Source organism: Francisella philomiragia subsp. philomiragia ATCC 25015 (assembly GCF_000156715.1).
Lineage (GTDB): Bacteria > Pseudomonadota > Gammaproteobacteria > Francisellales > Francisellaceae > Francisella > Francisella philomiragia.
Genome location: NZ_DS999314.1, coordinates 148,588 through 165,264, shown reverse-complemented (window position 1 = coordinate 165,264; position 16,677 = coordinate 148,588). Strand labels below are relative to the sequence as shown.

Here is a 16,677-nt window from a genome sequence, read left to right as displayed (position 1 = left end):
TATTTCTTGGCTAAATATCCACGTGTTAAAATAAACTTGTCTGGTTCGTTATATTATATGGAGATTATTTATGGCTGATAATTATGTTCGTGGAGGAACTATCTTAGCATCTATTCTAAAAGAAAAAGGTGTTGAAAATGTCTTTACTCTAGCTGGAGGATTCTGTAATGCTGGTCTAGAGGGCATGATGAAATATAATATAAGAACAATTAACTGTCCACACGAGCAGGTAGCTGGTTTTCTTGCCGATGGATATTGTCGTCTAACTCGTAAGCCTACTGTTTGCTTTGTAGGTCCTGAAGGCTTTGCAAATACTGTCGGAGCAATGATTGAGGCTTGGGGTGAAAGAACTCCAATAATATATATAACATCATCTAGTACACTACGAAGAAAAGGTGCTGGAGGATTCAAAGAGATAAATGATGTTGCAATCGCAGAACCTCTAACAAAATATAGCGTGATGGTAACAGATGGTCTAAGAATTAGAGAAGTTGTTGACAGAGCATGGACTATAGCAACTAATGGTTATCCAGGTGCTGTTCATATTAGTATTCCTGTTGATATTATGTTTGCGTCATTCCCAGAAGATGCTGGTAAAGATGAAAGACCAATCAAATGGCATAATAAACCAACTCATAGAGCATGGCCAGATCCTGAAAGATTAGCTAATATTTTAGAGATAATTCAAAATGCAAAAAAACCTGTGTTTGTAGTTGGACACGGTGTATGGTGGTCTCATGCTGAGAAAGCTCTAGAAGAAGTCAGCTCTGAGCTAAATATACCTGTATTTAATATGTCTGAGCACAAAAAAATATTACCACAAAATGCTAAAGCATATATAGGCTTTACAGATGAGCATCAAAATCCAGCCGCTGGTTATGCATTTAGAGAATGTGATGTAATTATTGCTCTAGGCTGTGTACTAGATAATACTTTAGAGTTTGGTAATCCTCCTCTATTTTCTAAATCAAGTCAACTAATCTGCATAAATGGTTCTGATGAAGAAATCATCTTTAATAAAAATGCAGACTCCTCTTTATTAAGTGATCCTAACGCATTTTTATCTAGCTTAATGAGATTAAAAACTGATAACAAGTGGACACTATCTTCACAATGGCTAGATTCTATTCAGCAACATCGTAAAGATTGGGCTAAAAAAGTTTTAGCTGAGTTTGAAAATGAAACAGGTAGAGAAGATGGTACAAATGAAAAAGTACATCCTTTAAGACTTTCTTTAGAAGTTCAAAAAGTCCTAGGAGAGAATGACTGGCTAGTTTATGATGGTGGTAATACTCACTTTTGGGCTGAAATTGGCGTCAATATAGCAGGTGCTTTTGGTCAGAAATTAGCAGGTATACTAAATGTTTCTAGCTATAGTATGCTTGGTGTTGGAGTTCCTTTTGCTATAGCGGCTAAAGATACCTACAAAGATGCTCGTGTTGTTGTAATCAGTGGTGATGGTGCATTTATGGCTGGTGGAATGTCGATAGAAGTAGCATTTGAACAAAATATTCCTATAGTTGTTGTTATCGATAATAATATGGGACTAGATTGTATTTCTGAACAGCAAGAGCGCATGTTTCCTAACAAGGCCCATTTTGCAACTGATTTTAGAAATATTCCTTTTGACAAGATGATAGAAGGACTAGGTGGATATGCTGAAACTGTTGAAAAATATCAGGATATCGTACCTGCTTTAGAAAGAGCTTTTGCAAGTAATAAACCAGCATGTATAAATGTTTTGACAAAAGGTGTTATAACTCCTGTGATAGAAGATATGACTATGCGTAGAGATGATGCAAGTATTGAATAAGGATTTATTATGAACTTAATATCATGTCATATACTTGACTCTACCTTTGGTAAAAATGCTTCTGAAATAACAGTAACTCTTAGATCTTTAAATAATAATGAGCAGATCTTTGTAACTAATGCTACTTCTGACGGAAGGATAAAAGAATCCTTTGAAAGCCAAGAGAGTCAATTATTTGAACTAAATATAGCTTCTAATGATTTTTTAAAAGAATACTCTAATATGGATTTTTCAATTATTCCGGATATTCCAATAAAATTTATGACAAAAAAACAAAACTCTCATTATCATTTTTCTGTTGTTTTTTCTCCAAGTAGTTATTCTATAATCTCGGTTATAAGTGATCTATAAAAATTCGACTGTCTTTTACATATAGATTTTCCAACTATCTATAGTAAGTAAAATGCTTATATCCAAATTTTTAGGAGTCTATCAAATACTTACAATAATAAATCATAACTTTTTTGGATTGTAAAAAATTAACATATCCAAAAAAATACTGTAGTATTATGCAACTCCTCGAGTAAGGGCTTATTAATCCTTATTATGAGACAATTCATTTTAGAACTATCTGATACTATCAAAGCAAATAAATATATTGTAATAATTACCGCTATATCTGTTTTCGCAAGTTATGCTTACTTTATATTTTCGTGGAACCTCACAATAGATACTGAACTTGCAACATACGATATAGGAAACAGTGATTTCTTATATCCGTTATATATACAATTTATAAAACTAGGTAGGCCAATACTAGGTTTTTTCACCTTCTTTTTAGGTGAACCGACTCCATATTTCAACTCTCTGCTTGCAATTATATTTTTATTTTTCTCATATTTAATCTGGATATTAATCATAACTAAATTAAACTCTGACAAGACACTAATTGTTATTTTTGGACTATTTTATCTAATATCACCGATCTATATTTTTCAATTTAGTTTCTTTAATCAAAGCATGATTGTAGGTTTAGGGTTTGTTTTTTCAGCTCTATCACTTTATTACCTAACCCTAAGTTACAAAAGCTCAAATAGATATAAATCGATTCTTATAAGCATTATATTTCTATATTTAGCATTAGGTATATATCAGGCTTTTATAATTCTTTTTCTTGAAGGTGCTATTTTTACTCTGATAGTTAGTCGATTAAATACCAATATTAATACTAAGGCGATTCGCAATCATATTTCACTAGTTTTTGTGGTAACACTTATAGCTTTAATTGCATACTTTGTAACAACACATATCATATACTTATTTATCCCAAAATCTAACTATCTAAGCTTAGCTTTTGATGGTTGGTTAAATAATCAATCATTGTGGGACAGTATAGTTATACTAACTAATTATTTATATCAACTTCTAACATCACAATTTACCATACTATACGACTTGTGCTTTATTTTACTAATTAGCTTATTATTTAAAATAAGATTTTATAATTTCTTACTTGTATTAGCAGGCTTGATCATACCGATATTAATGCCGTTACTATTTTTATCTCCAATGCCTCTAAGAACCTTATTCGCAATTCCTTTTAGCATCGCATTAATGGCTGTGGTATGCTACAGAGCCTTTCAATACAAAAAGTTGATCCTTATTATAAGCATTTTTATTTCACTAATTAACTTCAATCAAATATCCAAGTTAACATATAGTGAAAATATGGCTCAAAAATACAATGAAAGAATTGTAACATCAATCTACCAAGATATTTATCATACTTATGGAAACCGTACTTACCATACTGCTATAGTATTTATCGCATCAAAAAATATTGAAAATAACTATTTTATAAAAGAAACTCTTAAACAACCATTTCATATATCTAACGATTTAGATCTTTTTAGTAATATTTTCCCTGATCAATCATGGCAAGATAGTAATCTCAATCATAGAGCCTACTATTTCATGCACTGGTTAGGTTTATATTATCAACAGCCTACTCATAAGCAAATAGAACAAGCAAAATATTTAGCTACTAATATGCCAATCTACCCAGACAAAGGAGCTATTGAATTAAAGGACAATATTATAATAGTAAAATTAAGTAACTAATCAACCACGAGAAATTCTAATTTAAGCAACTATATTAGATTATATTCTAAGCTGATACCAAAGAATCAGTTATATCCGACTTTGGATATGGTAGCTGCTTAATATTTTTAACAAAAGCTTTTGTATGATTCTTATCTAAAGTATCTAAATTTATAGATACTGAATTAAGCGGATTATTATAAATATTTATATAAACAGTATCGTTTGTTAGATCTTTGATACTAGTAAATACTGTATGATCATAATATGTTTTACCATCTATGTTTTCAGCTACTACACCTTTAGGTATATCAGCATTATGCAAGATATGAGTTACTCTATTTAGAGTACTTTCATCTTTGATATTATCATTATTAGAATAGTAGCCTAATACTGCTGTTCTAATAAACCTAGATGGTGGAGAGTAATCACCAGGCATACCTAATAACCCATTGCCTTGACCTAGTGCATCCACAATTTTATAAGTATGATTTGGCACTACATCATTCTCATTATAAAGTTTCATGCGAGATACAGTCTTATTTGACAAGTTCAGATAGTTTCTAATATTTACTAAATGCCAATCATAAGTAGGAGCATTTGTCATAACTTTCAGGTCTAATTCTAACTGATAGAAATGAACTTCACCTTTAACATACTCTACGACTATCGCGCTACCACTTTTATCTGATATCAAAAAGTGAAGTTCTGGAACCACTCCATTTACATCTGTTGACTTATCATTCCAAACTTTGATGTTTTCTAAACCCTTCTTAGCTTCATCAATACTATTATATTGACTTAAAATATAGGTTGCTATTTCTAAAATTGAAGCGTAATTTTTATCATCTTTGTCTACTTGTTGATACTGAGTAAAACCAGGTAGATAATTAGCACTAAGACTAAGCCCTTGATTATTTTGTCCATCAAGTATCGCAAAGTTATCTTTATTTATCGCTAATCCTATTCCTAATACAGAATATTTAGATAAATATGTTTTTGCTGGTAAATTTAGATCTACAGGTGCAGTCAGTGTATGTGAAGTACCCGCTGGAATATATGTTAGACTCCAATCCCAAGTGAAACCCCACTCCATCGTTCTACCTGCGACAACATCTCCATCATTACCTTTGAGTGTAATAGCTGTACATGCCATTGCAGAACCTGCTAACACAGTTGAGAGCAACAGCACTGATTTCAAAAGTTTTTTCATTCTAAATTTCCTATACAAAAGCTAATACTTAACCAAACAATTTAATCACAATTTTAGGAAAATTAAAACAGTATATATTCTAGATAATGAGAATCTTAATATTTAGTCAGTTCTTACTTTAAGAAGTCTACTAATAAATATAAAAAATAATGCTATAGCTGTACCACTGAATGTTTCTATCAAACGTAAACCAGTATTTAGAAAAGGTGAATAACTTGGCTGATACAGTCCTAATGCAACAATTACTCCAGCATTAGCACTACTCATTTTGATAGCATTCTCAAGATGTAGAGTCGCTGTGATAAGAACACTAATTGCCACAGCCAAAATCATGACATAATAATGATAACCCAAAATATATGTAAAAATAAATGCTGTGATACCACCTATTACAGAGCCCACAAGAATTTGAAAAGCTGCTGAGTAAGAGTCTCTAATACTTAATTGTAAAATTGTAGAAACTGTAATCAAACACCAAAAACCACCAATTATCGACTGTCCTCCATGCAAAAGGTTTGACATATAAAAACCAAACAAAAAACATATACAAGCAGCAATTGCAATTTCAAAGCTAATATAAATATCCTTGTATAACTGTGGTGTGGATAAATTTTTATTTATTTTCATTTATAACCTCAAAGAAATCTTGATATATTTGCTGACCCTCAAAGTCTTCTATTTTTGGATGCTCACTATAAAAAAGTTTGAAATAACTATTATTCTCTAATGCTTTGTAATTAGTCTCTGAAGACTTAATTACATTCTCCCAAGCTTGTTGCTTTTGCTTAGTTGTTTTTTCAACAAGACTTGCATCTTTTTTCTGGTTTTCTTTTACATATTCCATTATGGCTTTGGCTAAATCTAAATGTACTAAACTTGGCTTAGATACTATCTTTTGAGCATTTGTGAGATATTTTTCTAATAACTCTTTTGCACCTAAACGACTTATAGCAAAAGTAACATCATCTGCTTGATTTTTGTCTTTATCAAAATAAACATAAGTAGCAGAGATATCTTGTTGCCCTGATAATGCCACTAATAGTGCTGTCAAATACAATTCAAATCGATGCTTAATACCAAAAGTTGAAGTCGTATATAGCAAAACTTGATTATCTTTGATATGATAATTAGCCTCTAGCTCATATCCTAATATCTCTTTATGCAAATATTTAGACTCATAATTTGCTAAACTCGCCTTACCTAATAACTTTTGAATATTCTCGACTTCCTTATTAATCTCATTTTCAGTAAGCACAGATTCTGGAAGCTTACCACTTAGCTTAGCTGTTTTTATGGTTAATTCTTTGTCTTTCCCATTCTCAAGAGTGTTTAGTAAATCTTGTTTAAATTTATGCTTATCTAAACTATTGATATCAAATGGTTCACTGTCTTCTAGCTCTTCAAAGTCATCCTCTAAATATAGTTCTAAGCCATAATTTGTATAAGCCTTAATAGGATCATCAAAGATTTTGACAAGTTTTAAGATGCTTAAACTCTTTGGTAAATTGACACCATTATTTAATAACTTTGGATCATAAAATACCTTAGGCTCAGACTGTAACAACTTCAACCAAGCTTCATCATAACTTCTGTATTCATCAGCATAACATTTGGAACTAAATGGATGTAATGGATATTCTTTAATATCAGCCTTTCCCCAGCCATAATTCAAATCCAAATAGCTAGTCAACTCTTTGAGTATTAGACTTGGTTGTTGCTCAACATTAGTCTTAACACTTCTACCGATATAACTAAGATACAAATAATCACGTGCAGATGTAATAGCCTCTAGAAATAAATATCTATCATCATCTCGTTTGGTTCTATCGCCTTTAACTCTTCCAAGTCTTGCCATCAAATCAAAGCTGATCGCAGATTCTTGGCGTGGGAACTTACCATTATTTAAACCCAACATCGCTATCACTCTAAAAGGAACATTACGCATTGGTGTCATTGAGCAGAATGTTACTTTACCATTTAAGAAATGGTTATTAATAATTGGTTCAGATAACTGCGAAATCAGACAATATCTAATTGTATACAAATCAATCTCTTCTGTTAGCAATACATCTTTAGCTGTAGTGACTGTCTTTACGATTATATCTTTGATTTTCTTAGCAATATATTGCTCATCATTAGTTACATCAAAGACATCATCAAACATCTCCAAAAGATAGTCCTGCCATGCTTCTAAACTTCTTGGTTTAAGCAACTCTTGTGAATATTTTTCTAGCAGCTCTAGCAACTCATACAAGCCACCAAGTTCGGCAATCTCACTACCTTCAATCACAGCTATAGTCATCAGCTTATCATCGACAATATAGTTACTATCACTATAGCTAAATCCTAGCATCAACCTCTTAAGTCCCCAACTCCATGAGAAGGTTTGACCATTATTACTATGATGGATACATGACTCTTTTAACCAATAGCGAATAGTTTCTAATTGCTCATCGCTAATTTTGAACTTTTGCTGAATTGCTGGAACCGATAAATAGTCTAGTATCTTATTAACCTCAAAGTTACTCTCTGGTAATTGCAAAAGCTCAATAAAACTGGCAGCTAAAGGCTCTGAATCAAGTAGCGTTCTATCAGCTATAGAACAAGGGAGCTTTTTATCTGTTGGATATCTTGAGAACACACTATCAATATACGGTGAATAATCTTCAATATTTGGACACATTACCAAAATATCTCGAGGCTTAATGCTAAGATCTGCTTTGATCATATCCAAAAGTTTATCATGTAGAATCTGCACCTCTCTAAGTGGACTATGGCATGAGTTAATACTGATGCTTAAATCTTTTTGCTTAGCGTGGTTTTGACAATCTAGTTCCAATAGATTTCGCTGTAGGCTTACTAGCTGTGTTTGATTATTATCAGCAAGTTTCTCAAAATCTAACGAATTTTTATCAAACTTTTCAAAAACTTCTAATTCTTGCTTTTCTTGATTCTCTAAAAGCCGATTAAAAAACTCTTTACCTTGTTGACCTAGATTTGCCAAAAGAGGTTGAAGCTCATAGTCATCACTATCTAGCCAAGCTGAGATTTTACTCTTGTGTAAATCATACCAATACTCACTGCATGGGTTAATATACAAAATATTAACATCAATATATTTAGCCAACTCAAATACAAAGCCAAGATTTTTGGGAGATATAGTATTAACCCCAAATATATAGATATCACTTGGTATATTTAGCTTTTCTAAGTTTTGTCGATTAAGCTTTTGGAGTGCTTCTGCTTGGACTTTGTATGGTGTTTCAGCGACATCTTCAACAAGCTTCTGCCAAAGTAGCATTTGCCAATCTTCATCACTCTCTGGTTTAGCAGGATTTATATACTCGCCCTGTGCCCATTTTTGCAACCACTCACTTCGATATGATATATATTTTGAAAAAGTCTCGGCTATTTTAACAGATAGTTGATATTTCTTAAGATCGCTATTTTGATAATATTCTTGAAGTTTAGGATTATTGATACTATCTAAACCTCTAAAAATTCTCCAAGCTAAAATATCTTTTGTGTATGCTTTTTTATATTCTTGTTTTGCTGTGAGCTCATAGCAGATATCAAGTATATAACCATTTATCATGTCATATTTAAGATTCATCGCAATATTACGATATTGTGCTAATTGCATACTTAGCCAATGTTGCATACCACGACTACCAACTATTAGCTGTGTTGGTGTGAACAAATCTTTTTTTTCAACATCTAGAAGTTTAGATAAAACTTGAACCAGATACTCAAGCTTATTTGATGGATAGGTGTATAACGCCATATTTAACTAACAAGAATATTTATATTAGTTATTTTAGCAAATTGAGTAGACAAAAAATTATTATTTCGGTTTGAAAAACTAAAAAGAATCTGCTCGAGCTTTTTCCCAAGATCTTGCAAAACTAGCTGGCATATTACCATCTATCAAACTATTCTCAGGAATAAAATCATACAAATCAATATATGACTTAATCTCATTTACAGATACACGCTTTTTGAGATTTTCTGGACCAATATCATTTGTAGATGTTAAGCCCATTGCTCCTACGATTTCTAAGCATGAGTTAATTGTAGCTTTATGGAAGTTGTATACACGATACATCTTATCCTCTACTACCAGTGCTTTTGCAAGACGCTCATTTTGGGTTGCTACACCAACCGGACAAGTATTGTTATTACATTGGCGTGATTGAATACAGCCTACTGCCATCATCATTGCTCTAGCAGAATTACAAGTATCTGCTCCCATAGCAAATAATCTAACCATATCAAAACCAGTAGCTACTTTACTACTTGCAACAATACGAATCTCATCGCGTAAGCCACAACCAACCAAAGCATTATGCACAAATATCAAGCTGTCCTCTAACGGCATACCTATATGATTAGAAAATTCTAGAGGTGCTGCACCAGTACCACCAGCTGCTCCATCTACAGTTATAAAATCAGGCTTAATACCAGTCTCAAGCATTGCCTTACATATAGCCAAAAATTCTACATGACTACCAATACAAAGCTTAAATCCTATTGGCTTACCATTTGATAAATCTCTTAATTGCTTTATAAAATGACAAAACTCAATTGGTGTTGAAAAAGCACTATGTGCTGGTGGTGATAAGACATCTTTACCCATAGATACCCCTCTGATTTCAGCGATTTCTGGAGTTATCTTAGCAGCGGGCAATACACCACCATGAGATGGTTTAGCCCCTTGAGATAGCTTAATCTCGATCATCTTAACACTATCTAAATTTGCCTTTTCAGCAAACTTCTCAGCAGAAAAGTTACCATCTTCGGTACGACAACCAAAATAAGCCGTACCAATCTGAAATACAATATCTCCACCTTGTAAATGATACTTGGTCAAACCACCCTCACCAGTACAATGACAAAACCCACCCAGCTTAGCACCCTTGTTCAAAGCCATAATTGCATTAGCTGATAATGCTCCAAAACTCATCGCTGATATATTCAGATGTGATGCCATATATGGTTGTTTACAATCAGAACCACCAAATTTAACCCGAGTTTCAACTTCATCCAAATGTTTCGGTACTAACGAGTGCGTTACCCACTCATAACCGACTCTATCAATATCTTTTTCCGTACCAAATGCTACGGTGTCATTTAGACCCTTAGCTCGACGATAGATTGTCGATCTTGTCTCTCTACCAAATGGCTTTTCACTTTCATTATCCGCGATAAAGTACTGCTGAATTTCAGGACGAATAAACTCAAGTATAAAACGCATATGCCCAACTATAGGGAAGTTTCTCAAGATTGCGTGTTTCGTTTGGGTAGTATCATATATTGCAATTACTGCCAAAACAGCTATAAAGCCTATACTGACCCATATTGATGCGTGGAGTAATGAAAGAGATAATAGAACTATTATCACAAAAACAGCAAAGCCTATATACCATTTGCGGCGCTCACTTATATGCATAGATTTTGACCTTAAAATTTATTTAAAGAATTAACTCTAAAGCTAATTTAGCATGTATCTCATAAAGTTAAAATCTCTAAGTTTAGATAACACTAGTATTTACATTTAATTATCACAAGTATTTAGCTAATTTCATGATATCATCTGCTTAATAGTCATTTTATTTAGGACAAAACTATGAATAGAGATTTTTTTATAATACTATTTGCACTTTCTAATCTTATTGTAGCATCAGTATTGATTAGATATTCAGAAGTTGGTCCTATCGCAAGTTTTGGTTATAGACTCTTGCTACCTTGTATATTTTTATATTCATTTTTGGCAATCACCAAAGATGAAGAAAAACTATCAAAAAAATCACTCTATATCGCGGCGTTAACAGGATTTTTCTTAGCTTTAGATTTAGCTTTTTATAGTATCTCTCTGATTTATACATCAATAGCAGAAGCTAGTCTTCTAACTAACCTTTGCCCATTTATTACAACTTTCATAGCTATCATATTTCTCAAGGAGAAAGTCTCTCTTAAATACTATTTAGTTTTATTGGTAGCATTTATTGGCTTATTACTTCTTATGAGTCAGGCAGGTCTAAGCTCTCAACACCTTTTAGGTAATTGGCTAGCGATTATATCTGCAGTATTTTATGCTCTTTTTATTATCTTTTCTAAGAAACTTAGAGACTCTTGCTCAACTTTTAGAATGATGTTTATCGCCTCATTAAGTGGTTCAGTTGTATTATTTATATTAGCTTTTATTTTCAATGAACAGATAATTCCAACTACCGCTAGAGGTATTGCGATTTTATTAGCTATAGCTCTATTTGGACATTTACTTGGGAATATACTATATATTAGTCGTATTAAGCATATATCATTAGCTATGAGTTCTTTGGTTTTACTAATTGGTCCAGTATTTGCATTGCTATATGGCTATGTTCTATTTAGAGAAACATTCTCAATACAACAACTTGTGGGAATGTTTATAATTATACTATCTGTTTATTTAGGCAAAAAGGTACTAGAGAAACAAGTAATTAAGTAGACTTTAAGAGAAAGAAAACTCTCTTATAACTATATCTATGTTAGATACTTTTTTGATTGAATCGTGTAAATCTCTTGATGAATCATCAGGTCGAGTTTTAATCACAAAATTTAGATCACGAGACTTTTTGTATAATTTATTGATTATACTCTTATTATAGTTGTTTTCTAGAAGTGTAACTTGATGCCCAACTTTAGTTTCTAGAGCATGCCAACGCTCAACTATATATTTTCTTACTTCTGCTTTATATACTCTATTTACGACATGGTTCAAACTTACGTCTTGTATAGTATTTCTATTATCAGATGTATAGTGTTGCTTGATAACAGACAATAAATCTTTAATTTCCTGATTTTCTACTAGAATACTTTTTCTTATCATTTTTTTAACTCCCTTATTTTATAAAAGTGCAGTTTTATCACACTTTTAATGGTAGCTAAATTTTGCTGTAAAGGGAAGTATTATTGCACTATTTTTCAAAAATTTATTGAATTGATAATTTGTCATCAATATACTTACATATAGAATATTCTATCTAGGATTAGAAATGTTTGATTACAAAACCGATCTAAAACCAGCCTTAAAAAGAATAGGCATGAAACAAGTCGAATTGGCCCAAAAACTTGGTAAAAGTGATCGCACTATCAAAGGTTGGGTTGCTGGTACTAATTGCCCCTCCTATGATGGACATATAGAGGTTATGAGAATACTAGGGTTAGAAGACAATTACCATCCTAATGATACATCTATAGTAGCTATTGCTAATGTTCCTGTATTGAGTTATGTTCAGGCTGGTGAGTTTACCGAATCTCAAGAAATTATAGATCCTATCGACTACTTACAAATTCCTCATTCTCTAGTACCCAAAAACGGTTTTTCACTGAGAGTACAGGGTGAAAGTATGCTCTATGATTCTTCAGAATCTCAACTGCTTAGTCCTAAATATGCTAAATATACTCTTTACGAAGGTGAGAATATTTTAGTTGACCCTAGCGAAATTAGTCCTCAAAATTTAGTTGATAAAATTGTAGTTGCTAGAAACTCCGATGGAGCCACAGTTAAACTACTATATAAAGATAATAACCGCTTATATTTGATGCCACTAAACTCAAAATTTCAAAATAATGATGAAATCAAATCACCAACTGATGCGGTAATAATCGGTAGAGTTGTTAACTCTTTTAATGTTAGAAGTTTTTGATATTATATCTTTTTCATAGTTATCATGTACAGTTATCAAAAACAAAATTCAAAAGTATTATAACTCTAAACACAAGTCTTTAATAACCTTACATAAAACCATATGGAACCATAAATTTGTAAAAGTACATTATGTAAGTATTTAATGAAACTATAAGAAAGTAATAAATGGTGCCCGGGGCCGGACTCGAACCGGCACGGAGGTTAAGCTCCGAGGGATTTTAAGTCCCTTGTGTCTACCAATTTCACCACCCGGGCAGTTAATGGAGGCTGAGGCCGGAATCGAACCGGCGTCCAAGGCTTTGCAGGCCTCTGCATAACCATTTTGCTACTCAGCCACACAAACCTAAGAGTATGGAGCGGGAAACGAGGCTCGAACTCGCGACCCCAACCTTGGCAAGGTTGTGCTCTACCACTGAGCTATTCCCGCTTTATAGGGTGATATATTACCTTATTTTCAAAAGTTGTCAATAGAGATATAGCTTTAATTTTCAAGAAATATTAATTTTTAGTTCTGATTAACATCAAAACTAATCTTGAAGAGATTTTGAATATTATTTATAAGTTTAACATCAGGGCTCTTACTTAAATCAACATTACCATTATTTTTGATAGGATTATTTCTTTTTAGAGTTTTAGCATCATTAGCTAACATATTTAATAGAGCCATCTCATTAACGGGCTTATTTGCCTTAGCATGGATACTTATATTCTTAGGATTCTGCAAAAACATTGCAAAAGATGATAATACCTGCTGTAAGAATTTATCTTGTTGCTGCACTGCAAAAAGCTGTAACAGTGCTCCATATGAGCCTAATATTTGCTGAGGAGTCGTATTCGGATCTTGATTTGCAAGCCTAGCTATTTTTTCAAGTAGACCATAGTTAGCAAATGTAACATTTACATTTTTTAGACATAGCTCATTATTACAATCGTATAAATCTTTTTGATCTTGCGCACCTACACCTAAGTATGGCAATAAGCTTAATTTGTCATTTACCATCGCTTCAGCACTACCTTTTAGACTTGCTAGTCCATCTGCTTGTATATCAAAATTAGTATTATATTTATTATTCTTAAATTGGCGATCTGAATTAATTTTTATATTAATATTATCAGTATCAAGTATTGAAAATACTTGTCTTATCGGTGATTTCTCAGGGAAAAAGTCCTTTTGGAAATTAAGTTGGATTTTTGAGTCAGCAGTATTTGACTTCACATATGCATTATCTAAAGCCTTACTTGTACCATCAATAATTTGATTAATAGTACTATCATTTAAGTCTACGCCATCAATCACGATATTATATTTACCATAATTATTAGCACCTAACTTTCCATCAAAGTTTAATGTTAACTCTCCAGATTTCTTACCTAATTCACCATTAAAATCTAATATTGGATCTTGCTTATACTCTTTTCCTAAATATTTATCTGTTATTTCTTTTAAAACTTCTGAAAAGTTTGCATCGAAACTAAGATTTTGTATCTTCGAGTTCATACACTCTGTCATCAATGCTGCTAAGAAGTCCATATCAACACTAGTTCCAGACAAGTCTATATCTTTTAATTTAGCATTTGTTTTTATAAATGTCTTTTTACCTATAGTCGAATTTAATGCAAAACTGATAGTACTGTTGCTATAGTCATAGTTAATATCAAGGTTGTATATTGCTTGACCAACAGTATTCATCATAATAGCAAATAAACCTTGATTATTTGCAAGATCTTTTGGATCTGCATTTGAGCTAACTACATTACTATTAGCAACTGCCGTAGCTAAATTTGCTACACTTAAACCTTCGATTTTAATGTTAAAATTATTTTTAACCGTTTGTCCAGCCTTTAAGCCTGCAAATGTAGCTTTATTAATACTGATATTTGGATTTTTCGGATCATTACTTATTATCATAATATCAGTTGCTACTAGACTACCACTTTTATTCTGAGAAACACTACCTACTGTTATTTTTGTAGGATATGGAAATAACGAATCTAAATTACTAATAAGCATCTCTTTGTTATCATACTTCTCTTGACTAGTTAACTTAGTAGCTTCAGTTGCTGTTGTTGCATATAAATTTGTTGTTGCAAAAGTAGCTAAACATAATGATGTCAATAATATTTTTTTCTGCAAACGCATTTGATATCCTCTTTTTTTTAAAAGTTTTTAATCTAATTTATAAGCTAAAGTAAGCTGAAATCCACTCCAAAAACTTACCACATACCTTAGGAATTAAATATAATGTTCATTCATTAGTTTTCAGCAGTCATCATGCTTAATTATTTCAATAAACTGCTATTTTTCTTACAACTAATAACAAAACTCTATATATTTACCCAAGTATTAATTATAATCTTTCTTTAGTATAACATTATGATATTAAACACTTAGCAAAGTTTAATAGATTTATTAAAAAAATTACACTTATGAAAGATCTATCAAGATTAGATATACCTAAAAAAACAACAAAAGAAAATCCCCAAGAACTACAAAAACCTACAGGATCTAAAAAGAAAAAAATAGTAATTGCAGCCGTAGTATGCTTATTGGTAATAGCTGTAGCATCTAAACTTGTAAATAAACATCTAAAAAAAGTTAAAGCTGAAGAAGAAAAAGCAAAAGCTGAGCTACAAGTGGATCAAAGTAATAATTCAGCAGAAACTCAAGATAATAAAGATGATAGTACCCAAACCGATGCGACAAATAGTGATCAAAAACCAGACTTCTCTGAGAATGGTAGTGGCGGAAAAATGGTATTTACATTCTACAACAGTCTTAAGCATGATAGTGTAGAAGTTGATGTTCAACCTGATGCACAAAGAGTGCAGTACAAATATACATACATATATCAGATAGCTTCATTTAGAAATATGGATGAAGCCTCTTGGTATGTCAAAAAAATGAAAGAAGATGGTCTTAACCCACAGTTTCAGCGCGTAGGTAACTGGATTAGAATGTATATTGGACCTTATGATAGCAAGCGCGCTATGGCTCCAGATATAATCAAACTTCAGAGAATTGGACTAAACGGTGGTTTCCCACGTGAAATTAGTCGTACAAAAATAGAACCTACAGATACTAAAAAAGATTCAAAAAATGAATCCACAAACGATCCGAAAGACTCAACCAACGATAAGAATCCTAAAAATTAAACTACTTTAAAAATTATTCTTTAACTCTCTAAGCTTAACAAACATTTCTCTACCCAATCGATATTCAGGTAACGCCTGTAATAAAGACTTATCACTTATAGATCTGATAAAAATATTAAGCTTACTTTCCTCTGCTAAATTCACAACCGGTTTATGTTCAGCCGCAAGCTCTGCAACTTGATTTCTATAATAATTAAAAGATTCATCATTAGGCAATATACTAAGTGCAAAATCAAGATTGCTTTGCCAATAGTCATGAGCTGGATATGGCTTTATGTCTCCATCTAAACTAGAAATTTTGACTACTGAATCATACAGCTGATTTACATCAGCCGAAAGCGCATGTACACCACCAACACCAGCATTAAACAATGTATCTCCACAGAAAAGAGCCTTCTCTTTCTCAAACAAGAAACATACATGATCATCTATATGTCCAGGAGTATACATCACCTTACAGCTTGTAAAACCGAAATCTACAAAATCACCATCAGCAACATAAATATTTGGCTTAAAAAGCTCATTATCCGCATAAGCATACACCAAAGCATCAGGATAGATCTCAAGCAATTTCTTAACTCCAGCAATATGATCGCCATGCCTATGTGTAATAAGTATTGCCTCAAGCTTTAAAGTATTTTGTTTGATAAATTCATCAAATATATCTGCTTTAAGAGGATCTATGACAATAGCATAATTCTCATCATATAATAAATATTGATAATTTCTTAAGCTGTTATTCAAAAACCATCTTTTAACTTGCAT

General features: G+C 32.2%; 13 protein-coding genes and 3 tRNA genes. 6 read left to right on the top strand and 10 right to left on the bottom strand.

Features of this window, described 5'->3' with window-relative positions; all coding sequences use genetic code 11:
- The first annotated feature begins 70 nt into the window (after positions 1 to 70).
- From FTPG_RS05085 to FTPG_RS05075, 3 genes are all read left to right on the top strand, one after another.
- Complete coding sequence (locus FTPG_RS05085) at positions 71 to 1,813, top strand: thiamine pyrophosphate-binding protein (RefSeq protein ID WP_004287352.1); 1,743 nt, start codon at positions 71 to 73, stop codon at positions 1,811 to 1,813.
- A 9-nt stretch (positions 1,814 to 1,822) separates the two neighbouring features.
- Positions 1,823 to 2,164: a hydroxyisourate hydrolase gene (locus tag FTPG_RS05080; RefSeq protein WP_004287351.1), complete on the top strand. Its 342-nt coding sequence runs from the start codon at positions 1,823 to 1,825 to the stop codon at positions 2,162 to 2,164.
- Between the two features lie 195 nt (positions 2,165 to 2,359).
- Positions 2,360 to 3,874, top strand: a complete 1,515-nt coding sequence (locus tag FTPG_RS05075) for a glucosyltransferase domain-containing protein (RefSeq protein WP_004287350.1) — start codon at positions 2,360 to 2,362, stop codon at positions 3,872 to 3,874.
- 46 nt (positions 3,875 to 3,920) lie between these two features.
- Here the strand turns inward: FTPG_RS05075 and FTPG_RS05070 are convergent, their stop codons facing one another.
- The 4 genes from FTPG_RS05070 to FTPG_RS05055 all read right to left on the bottom strand — a co-directional run bounded on the left by FTPG_RS05070 (position 3,921) and on the right by FTPG_RS05055 (position 10,515).
- On the bottom strand, positions 3,921 to 5,066 hold the full coding sequence (locus FTPG_RS05070; RefSeq protein ID WP_004287349.1) for a choloylglycine hydrolase family protein: 1,146 nt from the start codon (positions 5,064 to 5,066) through the stop codon (positions 3,921 to 3,923).
- Positions 5,067 to 5,168: 102 nt separating this feature from the next.
- The gene (locus tag FTPG_RS05065; protein ID WP_004287348.1) at positions 5,169 to 5,693 is read right to left on the bottom strand and encodes an FUSC family protein; all 525 of its coding nucleotides are present in this window, start codon (positions 5,691 to 5,693) and stop codon (positions 5,169 to 5,171) included.
- Positions 5,680 to 8,850 carry an exodeoxyribonuclease V subunit gamma gene (gene recC / locus FTPG_RS05060; protein ID WP_004287347.1) on the bottom strand — a complete coding sequence of 1,057 codons (3,171 nt, stop codon included), beginning with the start codon at positions 8,848 to 8,850 and terminating at the stop codon, positions 5,680 to 5,682. The genes FTPG_RS05065 and recC overlap by 14 nt, the downstream gene beginning before the upstream one ends.
- A gap of 78 nt (positions 8,851 to 8,928) precedes the next feature.
- Complete coding sequence (locus FTPG_RS05055; RefSeq protein ID WP_004287346.1) at positions 8,929 to 10,515, bottom strand: FMN-binding glutamate synthase family protein; 1,587 nt, start codon at positions 10,513 to 10,515, stop codon at positions 8,929 to 8,931.
- 177 nt (positions 10,516 to 10,692) lie between these two features.
- On the opposite strand from FTPG_RS05055, the gene FTPG_RS05050 reads away from it, so the two are divergent.
- The gene (locus FTPG_RS05050; protein ID WP_004287345.1) at positions 10,693 to 11,556 is read left to right on the top strand and encodes a DMT family transporter; all 864 of its coding nucleotides are present in this window, start codon (positions 10,693 to 10,695) and stop codon (positions 11,554 to 11,556) included.
- Positions 11,557 to 11,559: 3 nt separating this feature from the next.
- Here FTPG_RS05050 and FTPG_RS05045 read toward each other — a convergent pair whose 3' ends face one another.
- Complete coding sequence (locus tag FTPG_RS05045) at positions 11,560 to 11,937, bottom strand: hypothetical protein (RefSeq protein ID WP_004287344.1); 378 nt, start codon at positions 11,935 to 11,937, stop codon at positions 11,560 to 11,562.
- A gap of 166 nt (positions 11,938 to 12,103) precedes the next feature.
- Between FTPG_RS05045 and FTPG_RS05040 the strand changes: the two genes are divergently transcribed.
- Positions 12,104 to 12,757, top strand: coding sequence for a LexA family protein (locus tag FTPG_RS05040; protein WP_004287343.1), 654 nt, complete (start codon positions 12,104 to 12,106; stop codon positions 12,755 to 12,757).
- Between the two features lie 168 nt (positions 12,758 to 12,925).
- On the opposite strand, the gene FTPG_RS05035 is transcribed toward FTPG_RS05040, so the two are convergent.
- The 4 genes from FTPG_RS05035 to FTPG_RS05020 all read right to left on the bottom strand — a co-directional run bounded on the left by FTPG_RS05035 (position 12,926) and on the right by FTPG_RS05020 (position 14,899).
- Positions 12,926 to 13,014: transfer RNA gene (locus FTPG_RS05035), tRNA-Leu, on the bottom strand.
- Positions 13,015 to 13,020: 6 nt separating this feature from the next.
- Positions 13,021 to 13,094: transfer RNA gene (locus FTPG_RS05030), tRNA-Cys, on the bottom strand.
- A 17-nt stretch (positions 13,095 to 13,111) separates the two neighbouring features.
- Positions 13,112 to 13,186: transfer RNA gene (locus FTPG_RS05025), tRNA-Gly, on the bottom strand.
- Between the two features lie 78 nt (positions 13,187 to 13,264).
- Positions 13,265 to 14,899 carry a hypothetical protein gene (locus FTPG_RS05020; protein ID WP_004287342.1) on the bottom strand — a complete coding sequence of 545 codons (1,635 nt, stop codon included), beginning with the start codon at positions 14,897 to 14,899 and terminating at the stop codon, positions 13,265 to 13,267.
- A gap of 287 nt (positions 14,900 to 15,186) precedes the next feature.
- On the opposite strand from FTPG_RS05020, the gene FTPG_RS05015 reads away from it, so the two are divergent.
- The gene (locus FTPG_RS05015; protein ID WP_004287341.1) at positions 15,187 to 15,912 is read left to right on the top strand and encodes an SPOR domain-containing protein; all 726 of its coding nucleotides are present in this window, start codon (positions 15,187 to 15,189) and stop codon (positions 15,910 to 15,912) included.
- A 6-nt stretch (positions 15,913 to 15,918) separates the two neighbouring features.
- Here FTPG_RS05015 and FTPG_RS05010 read toward each other — a convergent pair whose 3' ends face one another.
- Positions 15,919 to 16,677 (bottom strand): MBL fold metallo-hydrolase, encoded by a 759-nt coding sequence (locus FTPG_RS05010; RefSeq protein ID WP_004287340.1) that lies wholly within the window; start codon positions 16,675 to 16,677, stop codon positions 15,919 to 15,921.